Origin of the sequence: Litorerythrobacter xanthomarinus (assembly GCF_046254955.1) — a bacterium.
GTDB lineage: Bacteria > Pseudomonadota > Alphaproteobacteria > Sphingomonadales > Sphingomonadaceae > Qipengyuania_C.
Genome location: NZ_JBJXRG010000002.1, coordinates 676,714 through 699,049 on the forward strand (window position 1 = coordinate 676,714; position 22,336 = coordinate 699,049).

The 22,336-nt window shown below is 59.6% G+C and carries 20 protein-coding genes and 1 tRNA gene; 10 read left to right on the forward strand and 11 right to left on the reverse strand.

Annotated features, from left to right (window positions below; all coding sequences use genetic code 11):
* Position 1: 1 nt before the first annotated feature.
* Positions 2–496 (reverse strand): hemerythrin domain-containing protein, encoded by a 495-nt coding sequence (locus ACEWMW_RS12635; RefSeq protein WP_409414293.1) that lies wholly within the window; start codon positions 494–496, stop codon positions 2–4.
* 97 nt (positions 497–593) lie between these two features.
* Between ACEWMW_RS12635 and ACEWMW_RS12640 the strand changes: the two genes are divergently transcribed.
* Together ACEWMW_RS12640 and ACEWMW_RS12645 are read left to right on the forward strand one after the other, a co-directional pair.
* A complete protein-coding gene (locus tag ACEWMW_RS12640; RefSeq protein WP_409414294.1) occupies positions 594–998 on the forward strand; it encodes a metallopeptidase family protein in 405 nt (134 codons plus the stop codon).
* A gap of 139 nt (positions 999–1,137) precedes the next feature.
* On the forward strand, positions 1,138–4,491 hold the full coding sequence (locus ACEWMW_RS12645) for a hypothetical protein (protein WP_409414295.1): 3,354 nt from the start codon (positions 1,138–1,140) through the stop codon (positions 4,489–4,491).
* A gap of 212 nt (positions 4,492–4,703) precedes the next feature.
* Here the strand turns inward: ACEWMW_RS12645 and ACEWMW_RS12650 are convergent, their stop codons facing one another.
* Complete coding sequence (locus ACEWMW_RS12650; protein WP_409414296.1) at positions 4,704–6,422, reverse strand: bifunctional helix-turn-helix transcriptional regulator/alpha/beta hydrolase; 1,719 nt, start codon at positions 6,420–6,422, stop codon at positions 4,704–4,706.
* Between the two features lie 82 nt (positions 6,423–6,504).
* On the opposite strand from ACEWMW_RS12650, the gene ACEWMW_RS12655 reads away from it, so the two are divergent.
* Both ACEWMW_RS12655 and ACEWMW_RS12660 read left to right on the forward strand, forming a co-directional pair.
* Positions 6,505–9,078, forward strand: a complete 2,574-nt coding sequence (locus tag ACEWMW_RS12655) for a hypothetical protein (RefSeq protein WP_409414297.1) — start codon at positions 6,505–6,507, stop codon at positions 9,076–9,078.
* A gap of 282 nt (positions 9,079–9,360) precedes the next feature.
* Positions 9,361–11,304, forward strand: coding sequence for a YadA-like family protein (locus tag ACEWMW_RS12660; RefSeq protein WP_409414298.1), 1,944 nt, complete (start codon positions 9,361–9,363; stop codon positions 11,302–11,304).
* A 105-nt stretch (positions 11,305–11,409) separates the two neighbouring features.
* Here ACEWMW_RS12660 and ACEWMW_RS12665 read toward each other — a convergent pair whose 3' ends face one another.
* The 3 genes from ACEWMW_RS12665 to ACEWMW_RS12675 form a co-directional block, all read right to left on the reverse strand.
* The gene (locus ACEWMW_RS12665) at positions 11,410–11,538 is read right to left on the reverse strand and encodes a hypothetical protein (protein WP_409414299.1); all 129 of its coding nucleotides are present in this window, start codon (positions 11,536–11,538) and stop codon (positions 11,410–11,412) included.
* Positions 11,539–11,586: 48 nt separating this feature from the next.
* Positions 11,587–11,663 (reverse strand) — tRNA-Arg (locus ACEWMW_RS12670).
* Between the two features lie 46 nt (positions 11,664–11,709).
* Entirely contained in the window at positions 11,710–12,144 is a 435-nt protein-coding gene (locus tag ACEWMW_RS12675; protein ID WP_409414300.1) for a (deoxy)nucleoside triphosphate pyrophosphohydrolase, read from the reverse strand.
* An 86-nt stretch (positions 12,145–12,230) separates the two neighbouring features.
* Here ACEWMW_RS12675 and ACEWMW_RS12680 point away from each other — a divergent pair, with 86 nt between their 5' ends.
* Together ACEWMW_RS12680 and ACEWMW_RS12685 are read left to right on the forward strand one after the other, a co-directional pair.
* A complete protein-coding gene (locus tag ACEWMW_RS12680; RefSeq protein WP_409414467.1) occupies positions 12,231–12,422 on the forward strand; it encodes a Flp family type IVb pilin in 192 nt (63 codons plus the stop codon).
* A gap of 112 nt (positions 12,423–12,534) precedes the next feature.
* Positions 12,535–12,714 carry a Flp family type IVb pilin gene (locus ACEWMW_RS12685; RefSeq protein WP_409414301.1) on the forward strand — a complete coding sequence of 60 codons (180 nt, stop codon included), beginning with the start codon at positions 12,535–12,537 and terminating at the stop codon, positions 12,712–12,714.
* A 90-nt stretch (positions 12,715–12,804) separates the two neighbouring features.
* Here the strand turns inward: ACEWMW_RS12685 and ACEWMW_RS12690 are convergent, their stop codons facing one another.
* The 5 genes from ACEWMW_RS12690 to ACEWMW_RS12710 form a co-directional block, all read right to left on the reverse strand.
* Entirely contained in the window at positions 12,805–14,277 is a 1,473-nt protein-coding gene (locus ACEWMW_RS12690) for a M48 family metalloprotease (protein WP_409414302.1), read from the reverse strand.
* A gap of 95 nt (positions 14,278–14,372) precedes the next feature.
* A complete protein-coding gene (locus ACEWMW_RS12695) occupies positions 14,373–15,317 on the reverse strand; it encodes an acetyl-CoA carboxylase carboxyltransferase subunit alpha (protein ID WP_409414303.1) in 945 nt (314 codons plus the stop codon).
* 9 nt (positions 15,318–15,326) lie between these two features.
* Positions 15,327–16,205, reverse strand: coding sequence for a tyrosine recombinase (locus ACEWMW_RS12700; RefSeq protein WP_409414304.1), 879 nt, complete (start codon positions 16,203–16,205; stop codon positions 15,327–15,329).
* Positions 16,206–16,230: 25 nt separating this feature from the next.
* Positions 16,231–18,063, reverse strand: coding sequence for a hypothetical protein (locus tag ACEWMW_RS12705; protein ID WP_409414305.1), 1,833 nt, complete (start codon positions 18,061–18,063; stop codon positions 16,231–16,233).
* Positions 18,060–18,197, reverse strand: coding sequence for a hypothetical protein (locus ACEWMW_RS12710; RefSeq protein ID WP_409414306.1), 138 nt, complete (start codon positions 18,195–18,197; stop codon positions 18,060–18,062). The genes ACEWMW_RS12705 and ACEWMW_RS12710 overlap by 4 nt, the downstream gene beginning before the upstream one ends.
* A 73-nt stretch (positions 18,198–18,270) precedes the next feature.
* Here ACEWMW_RS12710 and ACEWMW_RS12715 point away from each other — a divergent pair, with 73 nt between their 5' ends.
* Genes ACEWMW_RS12715 through ACEWMW_RS12730 form a run of 4 tightly spaced genes read left to right on the forward strand, consistent with a single transcriptional unit; the run spans position 18,271 to position 21,268 of the window.
* The gene (locus tag ACEWMW_RS12715) at positions 18,271–18,840 is read left to right on the forward strand and encodes a shikimate kinase (RefSeq protein ID WP_409414307.1); all 570 of its coding nucleotides are present in this window, start codon (positions 18,271–18,273) and stop codon (positions 18,838–18,840) included.
* Positions 18,831–19,940 (forward strand): 3-dehydroquinate synthase, encoded by a 1,110-nt coding sequence (gene aroB / locus ACEWMW_RS12720; protein ID WP_409414308.1) that lies wholly within the window; start codon positions 18,831–18,833, stop codon positions 19,938–19,940. The genes ACEWMW_RS12715 and aroB overlap by 10 nt, the downstream gene beginning before the upstream one ends.
* A gap of 9 nt (positions 19,941–19,949) precedes the next feature.
* On the forward strand, positions 19,950–20,720 hold the full coding sequence (locus tag ACEWMW_RS12725) for a cyclase family protein (protein ID WP_409414309.1): 771 nt from the start codon (positions 19,950–19,952) through the stop codon (positions 20,718–20,720).
* Entirely contained in the window at positions 20,720–21,268 is a 549-nt protein-coding gene (locus ACEWMW_RS12730; RefSeq protein ID WP_409414310.1) for a phosphotransferase-like protein, read from the forward strand. The genes ACEWMW_RS12725 and ACEWMW_RS12730 overlap by 1 nt, the downstream gene beginning before the upstream one ends.
* A 269-nt stretch (positions 21,269–21,537) precedes the next feature.
* On the opposite strand, the gene ACEWMW_RS12735 is transcribed toward ACEWMW_RS12730, so the two are convergent.
* On the reverse strand, positions 21,538–22,317 hold the full coding sequence (locus tag ACEWMW_RS12735) for a LytTR family DNA-binding domain-containing protein (protein WP_409414311.1): 780 nt from the start codon (positions 22,315–22,317) through the stop codon (positions 21,538–21,540).
* Positions 22,318–22,336: the final 19 nt, after the last annotated feature.

Here is a 22,336-nt window from a genome sequence, read left to right on the forward strand (position 1 = left end):
CTTACTCCTTGGCGTCCTCTTTCTTCTCGGGAGTAACTTCGGCCTCGGCCTTCTCCTCACGCTTGCGGCGTTCAAACACCTCCGTCATGTGCTTCTCGTCCTCTTCGGTGAGGTGCTTGGCGAAGTCAGGGAAGTGATCGTCTTCTTCTTCCTCGATATGATGGCGGTACGTGTGATCGAAGCTCTTGAACTTCGTAAGCCAGCCACCTTCGGCCATATCGGTTGCGGCAAGGTCATTAAGAGCTTCGTCGATATCGTGATGTTCAGCTACCGAATGGCGTGTGTCTTCGGTGGTCGGCGGCTTGCGCAGCATGGTTGAATAGAGCGCCTGCTCCTCGGCTGCGGCGTGCGCCTTCAGTTCCTTGGTCAACTCGGTGAAAAGCTCTTGGCGCTCGTCAGTCTCGCCGCTGGTCTCGAGCAGCTTGTCAAGCAGCTCGCGGTGGCGGTCATGATCCTGTTTGAGGCGTTCGAAAATCTCGTCTGCAGTATCGCTCATGGTGTCTCCAATCTGTGTTTACACCTTCAACAGTCAGGGCCGCCATTGGGTTCCGCGAAGTGTTTGAATTGGCTGCGCCGCGCACCATATGAGAGCGATGGCAACCCTGCGATCTGCCGATCCTGACCGCGAGGCGTTTGAGCGCCTGGCTGATGCCGCGCTAAAGCGGATACCGGCCAACCTGCGCGAGAAGCTCGCCGATATCTCGCTGCAAGTGGTCGATTTCGCGACCCCAGAGCAGCTCGCCTCGGTCGGCCTTGAGGACAAGCGGGAGCTTTCAGGGCTCTATGAAGGGGTTCCCCTGCCCGACCAGTCGATGTGGGATCCGGGCCGCCTACCGCCGCGTATCTGGCTGTTCCGCCAGCCGCTTTTGGCCGAGTGGCGCGAAACGGGCGTGGCCTTGGAAGATCTCGTGACACATGTCGTCATTCACGAGGCCGGGCACCATTTCGGATTCAGCGATGAGGATATGCACACGCTTGAGGAGAGTGTTTCCGATTGAGGCTCTTAAGACCTGTTAAGCCTCATTGACTCGCGCGTGCGCCCGCCTAGCGTCACGAATCGAGAGGGATAGGCGGTCGCAATCATCAATCCCTCATCCACATAGATTTCGTCTCGTCCTCCAACCTTTGGGATTCGTCATGCGCCACATTCTTCTGACCACTTCCGCTTTTGCAGTTCTCACCCTCGCAGGTACCATCCTTGCTCCCGAGCAGGCAAAAGCCGAGGATTGTGTGCTCGATACAGATGATGATGGCATCGCGGATGGAACGGGCGGCGCCGAATCTAATGGGACAAACAGTTCGTTGGCTTGCGGGGAGTTGGCGAATACAGGATTGAGCCTACAGGCAACGGCAGTCGGCTCTTCGGCCTTGGCGAGCACCCAGGCCACCGCCCTGGGCTATGATGCAGAGGCCGCATTCAGCCAGGCAGTTGCGCTCGGCGGGCTCGCGCGTGGGAGCGGTGCTGGCGCAGTGGCGTTGGGCTACAATTCCATCGCAAGCGGGAGCCTCGCCGTTTCGATCGGGCTCAACGCCAATTCTTTCGCGCAATCGGTGGCATTGGGATCAGGCGCCGATGCCGGACGTACCGGAGTAACCGACAATGCCATCGCGATCGGTCTTGATGCGCAAGCAACGGCTTCGCAGGCGGTTGCCATCGGTTCAAACAGCAGTTCAGAAACGAATAGCGTTGCAATTGGTGCATTTTCCGTTGCCACCGGGAATGAAGGCGTAGCGCTCGGCACAGGGACGAGTGCCAACGGATTATTTGCCACGGCAGTCGGTTCGGGCGCCACTACCGCATCCAGTCGGTCAACCGCAGTCGGTGCCAATAGCAGCGCGAGCGGCTATCAAAGCGTAGCGGTTGGTTTTGAAAGCGGAGCATCCGGGTATGAAGCTGCCTCACTGGGCACTGGAACAAGCGCGATCGGGTACAGTAGCACCGCTCTCGGCGCGAGCTCCACAGCCAGCGGCTATAACGGAATAGCAGTCGGACCAACTAGTCTGGCGCAAGGAGAAAACAGCATCTCCATTGGTGCAAACAGCTCTGCGACTGGAACAAGCTCACTTGCGACCGGCAACCTAAGCACAGCAAGTGGCAACCGTGCCGTCGCTTATGGAGCAAACAGCGAGGCCACCCTCTCGTTTGCAACCGCTGTAGGATACGACAGTTCCGCAAGTGGCATTTTGAGCGCCGCATTTGGATCGGCAAGTGTGGCGAACGGACTCGGATCATTGGCCAATGGGTATAGTAGCAAGGCCTATGGAGACGGTGCGATCTCAATTGGCGCCTACGCATACTCCGATGCCACGAATGGCAATATCGCGATTGGGGCGGCATTGGGGATCACCCAGGGAAGTACGAACATTATAGCCGCCACAACAGCGACCGGAGGCAATGCGATTGCTTTCGGCACTGCGGCGCAGTCGACGGGACTTCAAGCCATCGCAATCGGATTGGAAGCGGCTTCGATGGCGACTGATGGTGTGTCACTTGGTCGTGATGCAACCGTGAACACGGGGGCAACGGGTGCCATTGCTGTAGGCGCAGGGAGCTTCGCAGATGGAGTTCTTTCGATTGCAATCGGAACAGCGGGGACAGAGGCAGCAAACGCAATCGCTATCGGCAATGATGCATTCGCAGGCAATCTCAACAGCGTGGCAATCGGCGCGGACGCCAATACCGAAGCTGACAATGCGACAGCCTTGGGCAATCGTGCGCGTGCCGATTTCGACTCTTCGGTTGCCCTGGGCGCATTTTCGCACACGACCGAGGCGGGGACAGTCTCAGTTGGCGCGGACGGCACAGAAGACACTAATCAGGATGGATTTATCGATGCCAATGATATCCTCACGCGCCGGATCGTCAATGTCGCAGCACCTGTGAATGCGACCGATGCCGCTAACAAGGCCTATGTCGATGCGTTTGCAAGCACGGCTAGCGCCAACGCCGCTGAGCTGGTGTATGTCGCGGTTAGCAGCGGCGGTGCCGGGGCAACGGCGGCGGGCACAAACTCGGTTGCTGTTGGTTCTAACACCTCTGCGTCAATGAATTTCTCGAGCGCGTTTGGCTCCGGTGCATCTGCCACTGGAGGGGCTTCGACCGCGCTGGGTAACAGCGCCGAAGCAACCGGTGACAATGCAACGGCCGTAGGTTTCGGTGCACTTGCCCAAGGTGAACGAGCTACCAGCATTGGCGCCGCATCAAATGCAAGCGTGCTCAATTCAACCGCATTTGGAGTACAATCACTAGCAACGGGAGAAGGTGCTACCACAATCGGAGCGATGTCTCGTGCGACAGAGACGAATGCGATTGCAGCCGGTTCTGGAGCAGCAGCGTTGGGCCTTCATTCCATTGCGATCGGCGGTGATGGTGCGGACAGCGATACCGGCGGCGCATTGGGAGCAACAGCTTTGGCAGCAAACGCCATCGCGCTGGGTGCCGATGCTGTGGTCGCAACCGGCGCGATTGATGGTGTAGCGATTGGTCACGCTGCGAGCGTTTCGGCGTCGGCAGCCTCTGCCATTGCCTTGGGAGCCGATGCCGCCGTTTCTGCCAATGCTACCGGCGCGATGGCGCTAGGTGCGCAGACCAGCGCTTCTGGTACTTTCAACACGGCAGTGGGTTATCAGGCCAGTGCTTCGGGTTCGACGCAGGCGAGTGCGTTTGGTTACCAGGCGCAGGCTAATGCTTCGCGAACGACCTCTGTCGGTTATTCCGCGATCGCCAATACCGCTCGGGCAACGGCAGTCGGCGATAGCGCGGTGGCCACTGGCTATGGCTCGGTTGCGCTGGGCAACCTTTCCAATGTCGGCGGTTCGGCGCAGTTCGGTGTTGCCATCGGATACCAGGCCAACACTACCGGACAGAACTCCGGCGCCATCGGCTTCCAGACCATCGCCAACCAGGCCAATGCTTTGGCCGTGGGCACCAATGCAGTTGCCGACAATGCCCAGTCTACTGCGATCGGTTATCAAGCCAATACGACCTTGAACAACCAGGTGATGCTGGGCGGAGCAGGTTCAAGCGTTGCGATCGGCGATATCGATGCCAGTACCGCAGCGCAGTCAGGCCAGCTCTACAGCGTGACCGTCGATGACAGCGGTACGCTTGGCAAAGGCAGCGCGCTTGCATCAGCGCAGGCGGTCGCAAGCCTCGGTAACTCGATGCGCCAGGTCGCCAGCTTCCACGAAGCCGAGATCTCCGCGCTCGATGGCAGGGTCGCTACGCTCGGCTTCCAACTCTCCGACCTTAGCGACGATATGCGCCAGGGTGTCGCCGCCGCGTTGGCGCAGGCCGATGCGCCGCTCCCCTCCGAACCCGGTAAGACAAGTTACATGGGCAAGGGCTCGACCTTTCGCGGCGAATTCGGTTTCAGTCTGGGACTTGCTCACCGGCTTAATACGGACAGTCCATTCGCACTTACCGCCAGCCTTAGTCACTCCGGCGGCAAGAATACCGGTGCAACCGTGGGCTTTACGGGAGAATTCTGAGGCTTGATATGTTGAGAACGCCGGCGTCTCACGACGTCCGCTTCCCAAATTCTATCGGACACTCAACACACTCGCTCTAGTTCGCCATCGGGATTGTGCAGGCAGAGGTCTAGCCCAGCCCGCGCTTGATCGCCGGGAACAGCCGTCCGCTCGCGGCGGCGATAGCGCCACCTTCAAGGCCGGTATCGCCGGGGAGTTTTAGTGTTGGGACGCTAGTGCGGGGTGCCTTCGTTTGCCAACTTGCTCAAGCGCTCGATGAAGATGTCAGGCCGCTGATAAGGAAGCAATTCGCCGGTCCCGGGAACAATCTCCACGCTTATCGTATCGGAGATACCCCGGGCCGCGTTTACTTCTTCGGGTCCGAGATTTTCCGCATCTCCAGGGATAAGCCAGTGCATCGGAACCTCGAGCTGGCCCAGCAAATCGGCGAGGTCATTCTGGCCCACCATCGTCATCTCGTTGAAAAATGCCTTGTGGCCCTGACTGGTCAGGTGGCGACAGCACACGCGCAATAGGGGCTGGTATTCAGGATCAAAGATCGTTTTGCGATCGACCTCCGATTCGCCAAAGGATCGCAGCAGGTAGAAGTCCGGTCCTTCGCGTTCGACCATTCGAAATCCCAAGCGGCAGACCAGCTCGAAGATTTTCGGAGACGAGTGCGCCAGCTGGGCAAACACTTTCTGGTTGAGCGCCAATTTACGCCATCTTCCTGCAGGGAAGTTCCACGGCAAGCCGATACACATCAAGGAGCTGAACCTTCCAGGTTCGCGTACCGCCGCATTGGCGAGGTAGAAATTTCCGGTATAGCTGGAGAAGGCTGGCGTCCCCTTGAGGTTCAGCGCATTACATAGCTCGAAGACCGCATTCGTACCGTCGTCGAGCTGATCTGCGTCAGGCAGCGGGTCGCTGTTTCCGTGACCCGGTGTCGACATCCCGATGAGCTTTAATCCGGCGTCGGCGATCTTGCGCTGGATATTCTCGTGCTGCACAAAGTAGGGCAGCTCGCCATGCAGGAACAGGATCGGCGTACCGTTGGCAGCGCCCGTCCATGTATATGCCAAGCGGCGGCCATCGGCCCGGGTGAAGATCTGCTCATTGCGCAGCGGATCAGACCACTCCAGCGAGGTGCGCTCCCTTTCCGCCGTAGCCCGCGCGCATAGCATGCCCAACAACCTGATCAGCTCGACACGTGATCGAAGTTCGGCTTTGGTGAGGACCCGCTTGATCTGGGTACGCACCGTCTCGGTCGTTACCCCGCGCGCGCCCGCAACTGCATCGACGTCGCACCCGGAAAAGAGGAGCTTGCAAATCGCGCATTCGGCTTCCGTTAGCCCGAAGGCCTGGGCCAGATGGAGATTTATCTGTCCGTCCCAGGCCAGCTCGAGTGAGCGAATTACGGTGTAGGTGACATCGGTCTCGGCGGATTGAACAGGAAACGCTTCGGCGATGCATTCCTGACCTCTCTGGTCGATCAATCGCAAGATCGCATAGGCGGCGTTGCCCCCGGCGACAGCAGCGCGGCGAATCTTCTTGAACTCGCCAAGCGAACGCTCCTGCACCCAGGCGGTGCCTGCGAGCTGTCCCTGCTCGATGCCGAAGAAGTCCGCCGCCCCGTAATTGAGCGTTACCACCCGCCCTTCGGGAGAAAGTGCCATTGCAGGAGAGGATGCTCGCCGCACCCAGACCTCCAGCTGGTCGCGTGTTTCCACATCGGCATAACTATCCAGCCGCGAAGACAGGCCCCCGAGGAGGCGAGAAAGCGTTGCGTCGACTGGCAGATGCCTGGCAGTGCTGGAGGAATTTGCGAACTTGCGGTCCCACGCGGAAATGAGTTCGTCGAAACCTTCAGGTTCATGCAGAGAACGCCACGTCGAGGAGACGATGTCGAGATCAATTGCATGGTCGGAAAGCGGTTCTTTTATCAGAATCAATACCTTGGTCCCCATATGGGGTATGACAGCCGGCCGGGAGGCGATCAATAGGGATTCGAACTGCAAACGGGGAGAATCCTATATGAATATTTCGGTCAAAGGCGCAATCTTGTCATCAACCTTGCTTGCATTGGGCACATTTGCGTTCGCACCCGAACGCGCTTTGGCTGAAGACTGCCTGCTTGATCGCAACAATAACGGCGATGCCGACACTGGCATCGACGATGATGCGGGCGCGGATTCGGGCGATGGTGATGCGAGGCTGGCGTGCGGATTCGATGCAACGGCAACAGAGGCTTTCGCGACTGCCATCGGTTCGGGAGCTGATGCAACGGGCGCCAGCTCAACTGCATTGGGCAACGAATCCGGAGCGTCAGGCAGTTTCTCGGTCGCGCTCGGTGCAAGAGCTAGCGCTGAAGATAACGGCGCTATCGCTATTGGCGGCGATGGTGACGATATGGACGGTTTGGGCGCGAGGGCTGCCGGCATAGGCGGTATCGCAGTGGGTGAAGATGCGGTTGCGCTTGGGTTTGAGACCATAGCGCTGGGTGCTAGTTCAAGCACTGGTGGCGACTTAGCAACCGCCGTCGGTTCCGATGCACAGGCCACCACCGACGCATCTGCATTTGGATGGGGAGCTGCGGCGGATGCCATTGCTTCGGTAGCAATCGGCTTGTCCGCAACAGTCGACGGCTCGTTTACAGAAGGTGTCGCCATCGGAAATGCCAGTGACGCGATTGGCAATGGAGCGATCGCAATCGGTGGCAACTACGTCGATGGCGATTCGGACGGCGCGCAAGCAAACGGCAATGGAGCGGTCGCTATTGGCGCAGATGCAACCACGAGCGGCATTAGCACTTTGGCGCTTGGCTCAGGCAGTTCGGCGGGCAACAATTTCGCCATGGCAATTGGTGCTGATGCAAAGGCGCTTAGCAGCGGCAGCGCGATAGGTTTCTCAGCAGAGGCAAATAGCGCTCTTTCAATTGCCCTTGGCTATCAAGCGGTGGTCGAAACTGGCGCAAGTTCCGCGGTTGCGATCGGCGTCGCGTCCAACTCCAGCGGCATGTCCTCGATCGCGATCGGTGGGGACGGGGCCGATCCGGATGTCGCTGGGACAAAGGCTGCGGGCGATTTTGCCGTGGCAGTAGGCGCCGATGCAAACGCAGCCGCTGATCAAGCATCCGCGTTTGGCTGGGATAGTTTGGCCGACAAACTTGGTGCAACGGCAATTGGAACCAACGCCAAAGCGACCGGCAATTTCGCCACATCTCTTGGAGCTTCTGCAAACGCGGCCGGCAATTTCGCAACCTCTATCGGCTACCTCAGCGAGGCGACAAAGGAAGGAAATATCGCCATCGGCGTCGGTGCAAAAGCGGTTATGGGCAACAATGCACTCGCAATCGGTCGGGATGCAATCGCAGATGGCCCTGCCTCATTGGCCTTCGGATTTGGGGCCAAGGCTGGACTTACTGAGGCTATAGCGATCGGCAACAGCGCCAATGCGTCCACCGGACTTCAGTCGGTCGCTCTGGGTGCCAGCACCGTTGCTTCAGCTCAAAGAAGCTTTGCCGGAGGGTACGCAGGTCAGGCCGTCGCCGATTATGCGATTGCCATTGGCGCTGATTCCAACGACTCCGGCAATGTCGGTGCGTTCGCTGGCGGCGCGGGTTCCATTGCCTTGGGAGCCGATGCCGCCGTTTCTGCCAATGCTACCGGCGCGATGGCGCTAGGTGCGCAGACCAGCGCTTCTGGTACTTTCAACACGGCAGTGGGTTATCAGGCCAGTGCTTCGGGTTCGACGCAGGCGAGTGCGTTTGGTTACCAGGCGCAGGCTAATGCTTCGCGAACGACCTCTGTCGGTTATTCCGCGATCGCCAATACCGCTCGGGCAACGGCAGTCGGCGATAGCGCGGTGGCCACTGGCTATGGCTCGGTTGCGCTGGGCAACCTTTCCAATGTCGGCGGTTCGGCGCAGTTCGGTGTTGCCATCGGATACCAGGCCAACACTACCGGACAGAACTCCGGCGCCATCGGCTTCCAGACCATCGCCAACCAGGCCAATGCTTTGGCCGTGGGCACCAATGCAGTTGCCGACAATGCCCAGTCTACTGCGATCGGTTATCAAGCCAATACGACCTTGAACAACCAGGTGATGCTGGGCGGAGCAGGTTCAAGCGTTGCGATCGGCGATATCGATGCCAGTACCGCAGCGCAGTCAGGCCAGCTCTACAGCGTGACCGTCGATGACAGCGGTACGCTTGGCAAAGGCAGCGCGCTTGCATCAGCGCAGGCGGTCGCAAGCCTCGGTAACTCGATGCGCCAGGTCGCCAGCTTCCACGAAGCCGAGATCTCCGCGCTCGATGGCAGGGTCGCTACGCTCGAAGGCGGAGTGAATGCCCTGTTCGATCTTACCGAAGTTGACCGCAAGGATACGCGGCGCGGCCTTGCCGCTGTTGCCGCCATGGCGCAGCCGCATTTCCCGAGCGAGCCAGGCATGACCAGCTATGCCTCCAACGTCGCTGTCCACCGCGGCGAGGTCGGGTTCTCGGCCGGTGTCATGCACCGCGTATCCGGCGCGCTCGCCTTTACCGCAGGCGCTACCTACGCCGGCGGCGATAGCGCCACTTTCAAGGCCGGTATCGCAGGGGAGTTTTAATACGAAGAAAAACCCGACATGACACATGAGGCCAGGTATCGCTTCGGATTAAGCGCACAAAACATGCACACATTGGAAGATCAGGCATGTGAACGTTCTTACTGAAACGATAACCCTATCGATAAGTTGACTCGCCCCCACGTTCGCGCGAGGTAGCGCTTACGGATTCGCCCGTAAGAGGCGAGACATCATAGGTTTTTCGGGCCGCGCCAAGACTTGTTTTAATCAAGCCGTGCGCCTGCCAACCTCTCGCTGGCCCGTACGGCAAAGAGAGGGAAATCAATGACACACTCACTTACTTCAAAGCGCGCTGGCCTTCTGGCTGGCTCAACCACGGCTGCCATCGCGGCAACCGCGTTCCTTGCGACGCCAGCGATGGCAGACGTCACCGCACCGTGTAATACGGGACCTGTTGCTGCCTCGCTGGAATGCGGCGTCAATGCGTCAGCTGCGGGCACCGCTGGTGCCACAGCTGTTGGCGACAGCTCGAATGCGGCCGGAAGTCAATCGACAGCGATTGGTGAATCTGCTGAAGCTCTTGGAATCGCTGATACCGTAGTTGGGGAAGATGCCTCGGCTACGCTGGGCTTTGGTACAGCGATCGGCAACGACTCCGACGTTACGGCGGCAAGCGGTACAGCTTTGGGATATAACGCAGATGTAACCGCAACGAATGGTGTAGCCGTTGGCGCATCTTCGTTGGCAGATCAGGTCGATTCGGTCGCTATCGGCCAAAGTGCGGATGTCGGCGGCGAAAGTGCTACCGCTATAGGGGCCGATGCTAATGCAGCAAGCTATGGCAACGTCTCCATTGGTTCGCAAAGCGATGCGACAGGCATTTACTCAGTTGCAGTTGGTGGTGATGGTATTGACGAAGATGTAGCGGGTGCGCAGGCCACTGGCGATCGTTCAACTGCACTTGGCGCGGATGCACTTGCCACAGGCAACGATTCGACTGCAGTCGGAATGGATGCCAATTCGCTTGGGAGCGAAACGACCGCCATCGGCTCGAATGCTACAACCGATGCCAGCCTTGGTGCGACCGCGATCGGTGCCAACTCTACAGCCAATGGTAGCCGTGCCCATGCACTTGGCCGACAAAGCGACGCTATTGGAACTGGCGCGCTTGCGGTCGGCGCATACGCACAGGCAACTGCAAATCGAGCCATCGCGATCGGCACCGGATCCGCACCAAGTAGTGCCTCCAATGCCTCAGGACTCGAGTCGATTGCAATTGGCCACAACTCGTTGAGTTCTGAGACCTCGGCCATTGCCCTTGGCGCGGATTCAACGGCTTCTGCTACCGGCGCGATGGCGCTGGGTGCATCGACCACTGCGACCGGGACCTTCAACACGGCAGTGGGTTTCCAGGCCAGTGCTTCGGGTTCGACGCAGGCGAGTGCGTTTGGCTATCAGGCGCGGGCCAATGCCGATCGCGCCACCTCGGTGGGCTATTCGGCCATCGCCAATACCGTGCGCTCGACTGCGGTCGGCGATAGCGCGGTGGCCACCGGCTATGGCTCGGTTGCGCTGGGCAACCTTTCCAATGTCGGCGGTTCGGCCCAATTCGGTGTTGCCATCGGATACCAGGCCAACGCTACCGGACAGAACTCGGGCGCCATCGGATTCCAGACCATCGCCAACCAGGCCAACGCTTTGGCAGTGGGCACCAATGCGGTCGCTGACAATGCCCAATCAACTGCGATCGGTTATCAAGCCAATACGACCTTGAACAACCAGGTCATGCTGGGCGGTACAGGTAGCTCGGTCGCCATCGGCGATCTCGATGCCTCTACCGCTGCCCAGACAGGCCAGCTCTATGCGGTCACAGTCGATAATGATGGTACGCTGGGCCGTGGCAGCGCAGTGGCATCTGCACAAGCGGTCGCTTCGCTGGGTAACTCCTTCCGTCAGGTCGCAAGCTTCCACGAAGCCGAGATCACGGCTATCAATGGACGGCTTGATGGGATCGACTTTGCGCTGCAAGATCTCGATGAGAGCACGCGCGGCGGCATTGCCACTTCCATGGCGATGGGCGGGATGATGATCGTGCCCGATTCGAACATCTCGATCAGCCTCAACGGTTCGACCTATCGCGGCGAACAGGGCTTTGCTGGCGGCATCACCGCAAGGGTAGCACCCAAAGTCTATATCTCTGGCACTATCGCCGGCTCAACCGCCAAAAAGTCTACTGGCGCGCGCGTCGGCGTAGCTTTCGGGTTCTGATCGCAAACACTTCGGGCCTTCGGCCCGTCAAGCTTGGGGCCGCTTTCGCAAGAGAGCGGCCCTTTCGCTTGGCCGCGGCGCAGCTGCACAACTCCGGGATTCGGCTTACGCGCCCGTATCTGATCCAACAAGAAACGGGCCGACCCGCCAGCCTGGAAGGATTGTCCTCGCGCTTTCGCGCTCGTTCATCTTCGCGCCTTCGGCACTGCCATTCCGAATTTTGAATTCTTCCATACGGCAGAACCATCAAAGGCCACCCCTCTTTCGAGAGATGGCCTTTGATGGCGCGCCAGGAAGGATTCGAACCTCCGGCCGCCTGATTCGTAGTCAGGTACTCTATCCAGCTGAGCTACTGGCGCGCGTCGAAGGCGGCACATAGGCAGGCGCACCCCGCTTGGCAATCCCCTATCCGGCCCGCCCGCCGATGAAATGGCTGAAGAAACGGGAAGCCAGTTCGATATCGAGAGGCGGCTTATCCAGTCGGTCAATCTCAGCCGGATCGAACCAGCCAAGCTCCCCGCACTCCAAAGCACCGGGCACTCCTGTCCAGCCCGTGACACTGTAAAGAAGTATGACAATCACGGAACCGCCGGTTTCCGCGTCGCCCTGTGCGAAAGCAGCGGGCGTGGTTGATGGGCGATCAACCGTGATCCCGAGTTCCTCTTCCAACTCGCGAATCAGCGCGTTTAGGGGGGATTCCCCCGATTCGACCTTGCCGCCAGGGAATTCCCACAGTCCGCCATGCTGTTTGCCTAACGGCCGCTTATGCATGAGCCAGCGTCCGTCCGGACCCCGCAGGGCTCCTGCGACCACCAGCGTGATTGTCGGATTTTCTTTCAACTGGCCCTCTCCCGATAACCCTTTCTTAAGAGGTTGGGACGAAAACACGAGCCATCAGGTTTGTATCGACAGGTGTACCAGTGAAAATGTTCAACATCTTGAATGACATTCGCGACGACATCTCGGGGGCAACCGCCGTCGAGTACGGCCTGATCTTGGCCCTTATATTCCTCGCGCTGGTCAGCGCCGTTGAGAACGTCGGCACTGAAATCAACAGCACTTGGAATAACGTGAGCAGCAAGGTGTCGGAATCTTCTGACAAAGCTCGCGGCGGCTGAGATTAAGCGCGGCGTTAGGAATTTATCAATGGGTTGATCCTACTTCCGCAAATGCCCCGTCCAAGAAGACCGGATGGGGTCGGGTATCGAAGACTGAACCAGGAGACATAAAATGAAGTTCATCAACAAGCTGCTCCGTGACGAGCAGGGCGCCACCGCCATCGAATACGGCCTCATCGCTGCTCTGATTGCAGTTGCTGCAATCACTGCAATGCAGAGCCTCGGTTCTGAACTGAACACCACGTTCAACACCGTTCAGAGCAAGATGGCTGAAGGCAACCAGGCTGCTTAATCGCAGACTAGCCTAAGCTACAAGATAGGGCGGCCCGGGAAACCGAGCCGCCCTTTTCTTTGTCTGGTCTCAATTCAACTCGAAGACAAATCAGCGCGATCGCACGATGATCTTTACCTTCTGGCCAGCGCTTACGCCCTGATTCGATGCAAGACCATTGAGGACGCGGAACCGCTGCTCCTGCGCATTCGCATAAGCCATCCGGCGCGAAAGGCTTGCAACCGAGTCGCCGCTACCCACCGTAACAACGTCCACCCGCCGCGGCACAACCGAATCAGCCTCAGCTGAACTGATCCGGCGCATCGACTGGAACATCGACGAGAAGGTGCCCGAACGGCCAGCCTGGCTGATGGTCACGAAGTGATAGGCGCGGTCATTCGCAAATTCGTAGGCGTAGACAACCAGGTCGACCTGACTTTGGCCATTGTTGACACGGGCCGTACCATAGGCTGCCGGAATGCCGTTGACCGTCGTGCGCTCGATCGTCTGGGGAGCAATCGGGTTATTCTCCCCGCCTACAGCGGAGAATACGCTGCGCACGTAGCTTTCGAGATTTCCGTTGTAGGGCGCGAGGCTCAACTGCGCCTTGCCGCTTTCGCCATTGATCGAAACCGCGCGCGTGCCGTTGACCATGTAGAAACCGTTAGGCGCAGTAAACTTGAAGCCGAGAACGGGGTGGATGAAGCTTTGCCCCTCGATCACGCCTTGCTCTGGATTGTCGCCATACAGAAGGCCATCAATCCGCGAGAGGAATGTATCGCGATTGGTCACCCCGCCAACACCAACTGCCTGCGCCTTGCTGAGTGCGGTCGAGACACGGCTGGCTGGATCAGGGTGAGTCGATGCCCATTCGGGTACAGTCGCGTTGCGACCCTGGATCGCCGCATCGAGCGCGTTTTGCGCTGCGAGGCTTTGCAACACGGTGCTCATCGCGCGCGGATCATAGCCGGCACTGTTGAGGTACTGGATACCCAGTTCGTCAGCCTGGAGTTCCTGGCTACGTGAGAATTTCAGTGTAAGAAGCTGCGAACCTTGCAGGAAGGTCTGGCCCAATTGCTGGCCGAGACCTGTGTTGCCGAGTAATACGCCCGAAAGGATCGCTCCGACCGCACCGAGCAGCGAATTCTGCTGCGCCTTGGCCTGGCGCCGCTGCGAGTGACGAGCGGCCACGTGCGCTACTTCGTGGCCCAGCACGCCGGCAAGCTCGGCTTCGTTGTTCATGAGTCCAACCAGCTGGCGCGTGGTGTAGATATAGCCGCCCGGAATAGCGAAAGCATTATTGACGGAAGAGTCGAGCAGCGAGACAGTGAAGCTGTCGCGCGCATTGCCGAGCCCGGAATGCACTGCGATGCCCTTGCCGACGCTTTCGACATATTGCGCATGCGTACCCGTCATGGCTCCGCCGAATTCGGCGAGCAATTGGGGGTGGATTTCGGCGCCTTGCGCCGCTTCCTGCTGCGTAATCGGCGTGGAAGCGCTTGGGATTTCCCCGCCCATGCAACCGGCCAGCACGAGCGGCAGGGCCGCGGTTGTGGCGATGAGACTTTTCTTGAGACCCGACATCAATTTTCTCCGGACTATGCGGCCACCGTCCGCGTGAGATTGTTCCGGTTGGTAAATCGATAAGGGGGGGTGATCGTTCCCGACAAGTCCGAGATTTACGCTGCCATCTGGAGGAAGCGTTCTTCGCGCATCTTCTGTAAGTCTTTCGCGGTATATTCGGAAAGGTCGTCCAACTCCTGGCAAATCGCCTGCGCGAGATTGCCCGCCATGCGCTCAGGGTCACGATGTGCACCGCCGACCGGCTCGGAAACGATGCGGTCAATCACGCCGAGGTTCTTGAGGTTCTGCGCGGTGATTTTCATCGCTTCAGCTGCTTCGGGAGCTTTCTCCGCCGTGCGCCACAGGATTGAAGCGCAACCCTCTGGCGAAATCACTGAATAAACCGCATGTTCGAGCATGAGGACACGTTCCGCACTCGCAAGCGCAACGGCGCCGCCCGAGCCGCCCTCGCCCACGATAGTCGCAACCATCGGCACGGGCAGCGCGAGGCAAGCCTCGGTCGAACGCGCGATGGCCTCGGCCTGCCCGCGCTCTTCGGCTTCAACGCCTGGAAACGCGCCGGATGTGTCGACCAAGGTGACAACCGGAAGCCCGAAACGCCCAGCCATCTCCATCAGACGGATCGCCTTTCGGTAGCCCTCGGGCTTGCCCATTCCAAAATTGTGCCGCAGCCGGCTTTCGGTATCGTTGCCCTTTTCGTGGCCAATCAGGGCCACTTTGCGCCCGTCAATCGTCGCAAAACCGCCGAGTATGGCCTCATCTTCGCCATAAGCGCGGTCACCGCCCAATGGGACGAATTCGTCAAATGCCAAGGCCACGTAATCGCGAAAATGCGGGCGTGAAGGATGGCGCGCGACCTGCGTCTTCTGCCACGGCGTCAGCGAAGCATAGGTGCTGGCGAGGAGATCGGCGCTCTTTTTCTCCAGCCGTTTCAATTCCTTATCGATATCGACTTCGTCGTCGACCGACGCTGCACGCAGATCCGCGATGCGTCGTTCAAGCTCCGCAACCGGCTTCTCGAATTCGAGATATGAAATCATCTGTCCCCGCTAGTCCGGCGCGCGCCTGTCGGCAAGGGGATGCCGCTCATTGACCAGAGCCACAAGCCGCGCCGCATCGACATGCGTATAGATCTGCGTCGTGGCGATATCGGCATGGCCGAGCAGGTTCTGCAGCACGCGCAGGTCGGCTCCGCCCTCGAGCAGATGGGTTGCAAAAGCATGACGCAGCACATGCGGGGATAGCTTCTCCGGTGACAAATTGGCGCGCAAGGCCAGCTTCTTGAGCATCTGGTAAAGTCGCACGCGGCTCAAATGCTTGTCGCGCGATGGGAAAAGGTATCGGGATTTTTCTTCGCGAACCTCCAGCCACCGCGTGAGCGCTTCCTTTGCCCGGCCGCTCACCGGCACCATACGTTGCTGGCCGCCCTTCCCCGTAATGGTGAGGAACGGCGCATCGCGCGGAACCGCGGTTAGCGGTAGTGAAACCAGTTCCGTTGCGCGCAGGCCCGATCCGTAGAGCAGTTCCAGCATCGCCAGCAGACGGACCGACTGGGGCATCTCGCTCGCCGCCTCTTCTTCCGCTTGCACAAACAGGGTTTCTATTTCGCCATGTGAGAGTATCTTCGGAAGCGGCCGGCGCGTGGCAGGGCGCGGCAAGGAGGAACTCGGATCATCTTTGCGCAGCCCCTCATCGACCATAAAGCCGTAGAACTGCCTCAGGGCCGATGCCTTGCGGGCCACGCTCGAAGGCGCGAGATCGGCCCACGCTTTGCCCAGCCGCGCGAGCGAGGGCTTCCCCGCGAGAGCGAGATCACCGACGATCTCTTCCGCACCTTCAAGGTCACGCCGATAGGCGGCCATGGTATTGGCTGCGGCGCCCCGTTCGGCGGCCATCATGGCAAGAAATTCGTCGATCGCCTCAGACATTAGGATCGCTTGGCCAGCGACCGCATCATGCGCGCGCAACGGCCTCTGCCGCAATCATCCTTGCTTCCGCTTCCAACCCAACACGGCGCAGGCTGTTGACGATGCGGTAGAGATAACGCGGGGTCATCCGCTCCCAGCTATCCCCCTGCATCCCCAGCCCTGCGAGGATCGCGACCAATGCGGGGTTCTGCACGTCTGCGGCTCGGTCGATAAGGCGAGTCCAGCGGGTATGCGTGGACAGGTCCATTTCGAGGCGGTTGACCATCGTGTCCGTCGTGCCCTGCCCGATGCGACCAAGGCCGGCGAGACCAGCGACGAGGAATTTCGACTTGCGCGATTCGACGCTGTCATCATCGTCGAGGAAGGCATCGACGGCCTGATTGTCGAACGTGACGCCCTGACCAGGGCGACCAACTGCCAGCAAGGCCCAGGCGAGACTTCCTTCGCTTACCCGGTCGGTCCATAGGGCGGCATCGCGGTCGAGACCGGCCGAAAGCATGGCGGCAATCAGCCCGCCTGCATCGTCACCATAATCACTGCCCGGCGGCATGCGCGCTGCAGCATAGGCAGTCAGCACGAAGCGTCCATAATCCCCGTCGAGCCCGCCCCACACATCAGTGATTGCGCTCATGCGGTCATCGGGGTCGTTGGCGACATAGGCTTCGCGCAAACGCGTCGAGGTGAGCGCTACATCTCCGATAATCTCGTCATCGGCATAGATTTGCGAATAGAGATCGATTGCTGCGCTGGCGGAGAGAATGCCGCGCGATGCCGCAAGATCCGCTCCCAGCGCGCGCTGCGGCAGTCCCAACATGGGCGCTGTGGCCCAGTTAAGAAGGTAATAATCCGCCGCGCCATCACGCAATCCTTCGGGAATCTCTTCACCCACGGCGTTCGCCAGAGAGGCTCGCCAGGGCGTGAGTGCGTCTACCCCATCCCATTCGATATCAACCGCGCGCCTACCCTGCCCCGCGGCACCCGCATAGCGCTGTGCCAAGAGGATATCGATACGCGGTGCGATTTCGCGAGAAAGCGCCCGGTTGAGCTGTTGGTTGCCGCGTGTCTCTTCGCCGGCATAGGCATCGCAGATCGCACGCAGCATAGTCGCTTCCGGATCGTCAGCCGATCCGCCCTGCAATCTCACTGCAGGGCAAGCGCCCAATATGTCCGAAGTTGCGAAATAGGCCCTCACCGCTTGCGCCGTGAGCAATTCATCCCAGTTTGCCGTGTCGACATCCTGCGCAATAGCGCGCGCTGCGCCGTACTCACCCATCGCGTTGAGCGCAGACATGCGAAGCGCGGCAAAACGTACCGGCGACATGCCCTCGGGCGGTGCCATACGGCTGGCAAGCGCCCTGCGCAGCATGATGTGACCCCAGCGCGAGACCAACGGGCCAGTGGTGCCGGCAAGCGCCGCGTCCACAAGCATTGCAGGCTGGCGCGCGAGCGATCCGGGCGCAAAACCGCCTTCGTCGGCCGCGATGATGCCGACACGCTCCATGGCCCGGCGAGCGGCAGGCGGAATATCGAACTTGGGCTTGAGTCCCAGCAGTTCATCGAGCTCGTCGATCGACATTTCTTCCAGCTCTTCGAGCGTGGGAAGATTTTCGAGGCTGAAACCACCGACGTCTGGGATATCGGGCAATGGCTGGACGACCGGTTGCCCTCCGCTGGCCGAAGGAACCTGGCCCGGGCTTGATGGAGCCTGAGTTGGCCGGGGCGCAGGCGCTGTCACCGGAGCGGGTGGCTCTGGATCGTCGAATCCGGGCGGCAAGAGAGATTCGGGCGCGTCCTGCGCCAGGACCAGCCCGGAACACAGGGCAAGCGCGGCGCCAGATATCAGCAGCGACCGCCTCATTGCACGCTTCCCGGCACTTCAACGGGTTCGACGATTGTCCGCAAGGGCTCCTCCCCTCCATCGATCCAGGCGACGATCAGGATGATCGCAATCACCGAGAGGATCGCAAGAACTTTCCGTTTCCCGCGCATCATTGGTTTGAAACCTGCTTCGACCCTTCACGTCCATGGTTGCGCCGCATCTAGCCCATCTATAGGCGGTGCGGCAATGACCCTTGCACCTGCAAATCTGGATGACGCGCAGATTGCTGCGATCGCACGGCGGATCGACCGTCCGGTTGTACTCGTCGGTCTTATGGGAGTGGGTAAGTCGACCGTCGGGCGCAAACTAGCCGCTCTGATGGGGCGCGATTTTGTCGACGCCGACGATTCGATTGAAGAAGCTGCGCAGCTATCGGTTGCAGAGATCTTCGAGCAATTCGGCGAGGCTTACTTTCGCGACGGCGAGCGCCGGGTAATCGCGCGACTGGTGGAAGAGCGTCATGGTGTAATCGCCACGGGCGGCGGTGCCTTCTGCAGTGATGAGACCCGCCAGCTAATTCTCGACGATGCTATAGCCGTCTGGCTTGATGCCGATATCGACACGCTGGTCGAACGGACGGCGCGCAAGGATAACCGTCCGTTGCTGAAGAATGGCAATCCGCGCGAAATCCTTACGAACTTGAAGGACCAGCGCGGGCAGTACTATTCGCAGGCGCAGGTCCATGTCGTGACCGGCGATGCGCCTCACGCAGAGACAGCAATGCGCATTCTTGAGGCGATAGACCGATGGCTTTGATCCCCGTCGAACTCGCTGGACGCAGCTACGAAGTCCATGTCGGCAGCGGATTGGTCGAGCGTGCGGGAGAGCTGGCAAAGAGCTTCCTGCGAAAGGCGGTCGTGCCAGTGGTGGCCGATGCCAATGCTTGGGCCGCGCACGGCGAGCGTCTGACTACGGCTCTTGATTCAGCAGGCCATTCAGTTGCTCTTTACGAAGTGCCTCCGGGTGAAGGCTCCAAGAGCTGGACCGAATTGGCGAAGTTGACCGACTGGATGCTCGCGCAAGGGGTCGAACGGGGCGATCATGTACTCGCACTGGGCGGCGGCGTGGTCGGCGATCTTACAGGCTTCGCTTGCTCAATTCTCAAGCGCGGCTGCGGCTTCGTGCAAATACCCACGACACTGCTGGCGCAAGTCGACAGCTCGGTAGGCGGCAAGACCGCGATCAACACCGCAGCGGGCAAGAATTTGATCGGGGCGTTCCATCAGCCCTCACTGGTTTTGGCCGATACGGATTGCCTCGCAACCCTGCCGCCACGCGAGTTGCGCGCGGGCTATGCCGAAGTCCTGAAATACGGCGTGCTCGGCGACCGCAAGTTCTTCGACTGGCTCGGAGATAATGGCCAAGCAGTGCTTTCGTTGGATGAGGCCACAGTCGAACAAGCGGTTGCCACGAGCGTCGCGGCCAAGGCGCGGATTGTCGCCGAAGACGAGCGCGAAACGAGTGGTACGCGCGCGCTGCTGAACCTCGGGCACACATTCGGCCATGCGCTTGAGGCCGAGACCGGCTTTTCGGACAGGCTGCTTCACGGAGAGGGCGTTGCGCTCGGCATGGTGCTGGCGGCACGCTATTCGGCGCGACGCGGCGAGATCAGCGATAGCAATGCGGAAAAGGTTGCTGCGGCGGTAAATGATGCAGGCTTGCCTGCAGCAATTTCAACGCTTGGTTTGACCTGTTCGGGCCGCGATCTGGCCGACCATATGCTGCATGACAAGAAGATGGATGCGGGCACGCTCCCCTTCATTTTGCTGCGCAGCATTGGTGCAGCATTTCTCGCGAAAGACGTCGCGCTGGAAGATGTTGCAGAGTTTCTCGACGAGCAGCTGCAGGCCCATTAGGATCGCCTGATGACCCGCTTTGTCGACCTCTCGATACCGATCACCAATAACGTGGTATCCGATCCCGAGGTGATGCGGCCAAAGATCACCTACATGACGCATGAGGACACCTGGCAGCAAATCGCCATGTTCTTCCCGGGCCTGGAGAAAGACGACCTGCCCGATGGCGAAGGTTGGGCGGTCGAGCAGGTCGAGCTGTCGACACACAACGGCACCCATATGGATGCGCCGTGGCATTTCCATTCGACTACCGAGAGCGGCGCCTCCCCCGCCCCGAGCATCGACGAAGCCCCGCTCGATCGGTTCTTCCGACCTGGTGTGAAACTTGACTTTTCGCACTTGCCACATGGCCATGTGGTAACGGGCAGCGAAGTGGCCGGTGCATTCGATGAGATTGGCTACGAGCTCAAACCGCTCGATATCGTGCTGGTGCATTCGGGCGCTGTCTACGGCACAGAGAATTTCATCGATCAAGGCGTAGGCCTGGGCGAAGAAGCGACACTGTGGCTGACTGAGCGCGGTGTCGAAGTTGTTGGCACCGATGCGTGGAGCTGGGATGCGCCCTTCAGCCATACGGCCCGGCGCTGGGCCGAGAAGCGCGACCCTTCGATCATCTGGGAAGGCCACAAGGCGGGGCGGATCAAACCCTATTACCAGATCGAGAAGCTCACCAATCTCGCCGCGCTTCCCAGCCACGGCTTCACGCTGAGCTGCTTCCCGGTGAAGATTGAGCGCGCCAGCGCGGGCTGGATCAGGGCGGTGGCGATGGTTGATGAGTGATGGCCAAGGTCATCGTCCTAAATGGCGTCAGCAGCGCGGGGAAAAGCTCGTTGGCGCGAGCAATCCAGCACCAAGCGAGATCGACAATACTTCATGTTGAAATGGACAAGTTCATTTCATTCTTGCCGGACGGGCACGAACTCAGACCCGAGTGGTTTCGCCTCGAGAAAACCAAAGTGGCGGGCCGCGAACTGCCAAGAATAAGGAATGGTGATCGCGGCGCGCAGCTGTTGAAAGTGATGCGCGGTTTCGTTGCTCAAGCGGCGGATGCAGGTCTGGATCTTGTCGTTGATGAGGTTTGTGAGGCGATCGAGATTGCGGACTATCGGAGAAGACTTCGCGGGTGCGAATTGTATGTCGCCAAGGTATTCGCGCCGATCGACATCATCGAAACTCGGGAGCGTGAACGTGGCGATAGGCTCGTCGGCCTCGCGAGAGGCCAAGCTGAGTATCTTCATGCGGGAATCGAGTATGACCACGAGATCGATACCAGTAAGGCAACGCCCGAAAAGCTGACTAAAGAGCTACTGGATCGCCTGGCTTGGTAATTTGCGAAGTGGCGGGGTTTCTGCTCCGCTACAATCCTTTCTACTCCAGCTCCAGGATCACCGCATCGACTGCAAGGCTCTCGCCTTCCGATGCGTTGATCGTGGCGATGGTACCTTCAGCGAAAATAACCAGCAAGCGAGACCTACCTCGACCAAAATTGGGCACGGCAACGAATTCGCCTAAGCCGGATACCACATCAAAGACTGCGCAAAGCCGATCGTCGATCCTCTTAACTTGTCAAAATTTGAAGAAAACTCATTCGTCGTCGCTAAAGCCAACCAGCGCTATTCAACGCGCTTCTCCGGCTACGGCTCACCGGCACATCAACGCCGCCGTGGACGCTTAGCCAATGTTTGCCTGCAATACTCGAATTGCCGACAACCGCTTCGCGCGCGACCCACCATGAGCGGTGGACCTGCATCCCGTCCAAATCCCCAGTTTCGGCGATTGCATCCTTTAACCGCATCAGGATCATTTCGCTGCCGCGGTCGGTGTATACGCGCACATAGTGACCATCCGCCTCGAGCGCGTGCAACCGCGCCTCCCGCAGGGCTGCGGGAAGGCGCGCCATGAGCTTCGCCGGAGCGTGCTCCGCGGTCGACAAGATATCCGGCTCCCACAGAGCCCGCCCGACACCGATCCGCAATGCAACAAAGGCGATACTGATAACCATGGAATTGCCGAAGTGCGGTATCATCATCGAGAGCGGCGCCCACCCTCCCAAGGAATTCGCGATATAGGCGACGGGAGTCATTGCGAGTGACAAGATGACCGCAAACATTGCCCACCACCGTGCTACCGGAGTGTAACGCAAACCAGCACGAAGCATGATAGCTTCTATGCCGAGCGCAAACACCAGCGCTACGGTAAACAATCCACCCCAAAAGATCAGTCGATAACCAATCGGTACTGCGTAACTATCCACTGCGCCAAGAAGCGCCAACATCGAGCCCAACGCGATGGTCGACAGTGTCCATGAAAGCAGGGGCCGGGCTACTACCCACGCATTTCGCGCTGCGTGAACGGTCGGATCGGTCGTTTCATTCATTACGAGCAGTCGTTCGTTC

Coding starts and splice junctions, on each gene's coding strand:
- ACEWMW_RS12710 (WP_409414306.1), bottom strand. CDS start 18,197: ATGATGCGCGGGAAACGGAAAGTTCTTGCGATCCTCTCGGTGATTGCG.
- ACEWMW_RS12680 (WP_409414467.1), top strand. CDS start 12,231: ATGTTCAACATCTTGAATGACATTCGCGACGACATCTCGGGGGCAACC.
- ACEWMW_RS12690 (WP_409414302.1), bottom strand. CDS start 14,277: ATGTCGGGTCTCAAGAAAAGTCTCATCGCCACAACCGCGGCCCTGCCG.
- ACEWMW_RS12705 (WP_409414305.1), bottom strand. CDS start 18,063: ATGAGGCGGTCGCTGCTGATATCTGGCGCCGCGCTTGCCCTGTGTTCC.
- ACEWMW_RS12725 (WP_409414309.1), top strand. CDS start 19,950: ATGACCCGCTTTGTCGACCTCTCGATACCGATCACCAATAACGTGGTA.
- ACEWMW_RS12665 (WP_409414299.1), bottom strand. CDS start 11,538: ATGGAAGAATTCAAAATTCGGAATGGCAGTGCCGAAGGCGCGAAGATG.
- ACEWMW_RS12715 (WP_409414307.1), top strand. CDS start 18,271: ATGACCCTTGCACCTGCAAATCTGGATGACGCGCAGATTGCTGCGATC.
- ACEWMW_RS12735 (WP_409414311.1), bottom strand. CDS start 22,317: ATGAATGAAACGACCGATCCGACCGTTCACGCAGCGCGAAATGCGTGG.
- ACEWMW_RS12660 (WP_409414298.1), top strand. CDS start 9,361: ATGACACACTCACTTACTTCAAAGCGCGCTGGCCTTCTGGCTGGCTCA.
- ACEWMW_RS12685 (WP_409414301.1), top strand. CDS start 12,535: ATGAAGTTCATCAACAAGCTGCTCCGTGACGAGCAGGGCGCCACCGCC.
- aroB (WP_409414308.1), top strand. CDS start 18,831: ATGGCTTTGATCCCCGTCGAACTCGCTGGACGCAGCTACGAAGTCCAT.
- ACEWMW_RS12695 (WP_409414303.1), bottom strand. CDS start 15,317: ATGATTTCATATCTCGAATTCGAGAAGCCGGTTGCGGAGCTTGAACGA.
- ACEWMW_RS12645 (WP_409414295.1), top strand. CDS start 1,138: ATGCGCCACATTCTTCTGACCACTTCCGCTTTTGCAGTTCTCACCCTC.
- ACEWMW_RS12730 (WP_409414310.1), top strand. CDS start 20,720: ATGGCCAAGGTCATCGTCCTAAATGGCGTCAGCAGCGCGGGGAAAAGC.
- ACEWMW_RS12700 (WP_409414304.1), bottom strand. CDS start 16,205: ATGTCTGAGGCGATCGACGAATTTCTTGCCATGATGGCCGCCGAACGG.
- ACEWMW_RS12640 (WP_409414294.1), top strand. CDS start 594: ATGGCAACCCTGCGATCTGCCGATCCTGACCGCGAGGCGTTTGAGCGC.
- ACEWMW_RS12655 (WP_409414297.1), top strand. CDS start 6,505: ATGAATATTTCGGTCAAAGGCGCAATCTTGTCATCAACCTTGCTTGCA.
- ACEWMW_RS12635 (WP_409414293.1), bottom strand. CDS start 496: ATGAGCGATACTGCAGACGAGATTTTCGAACGCCTCAAACAGGATCAT.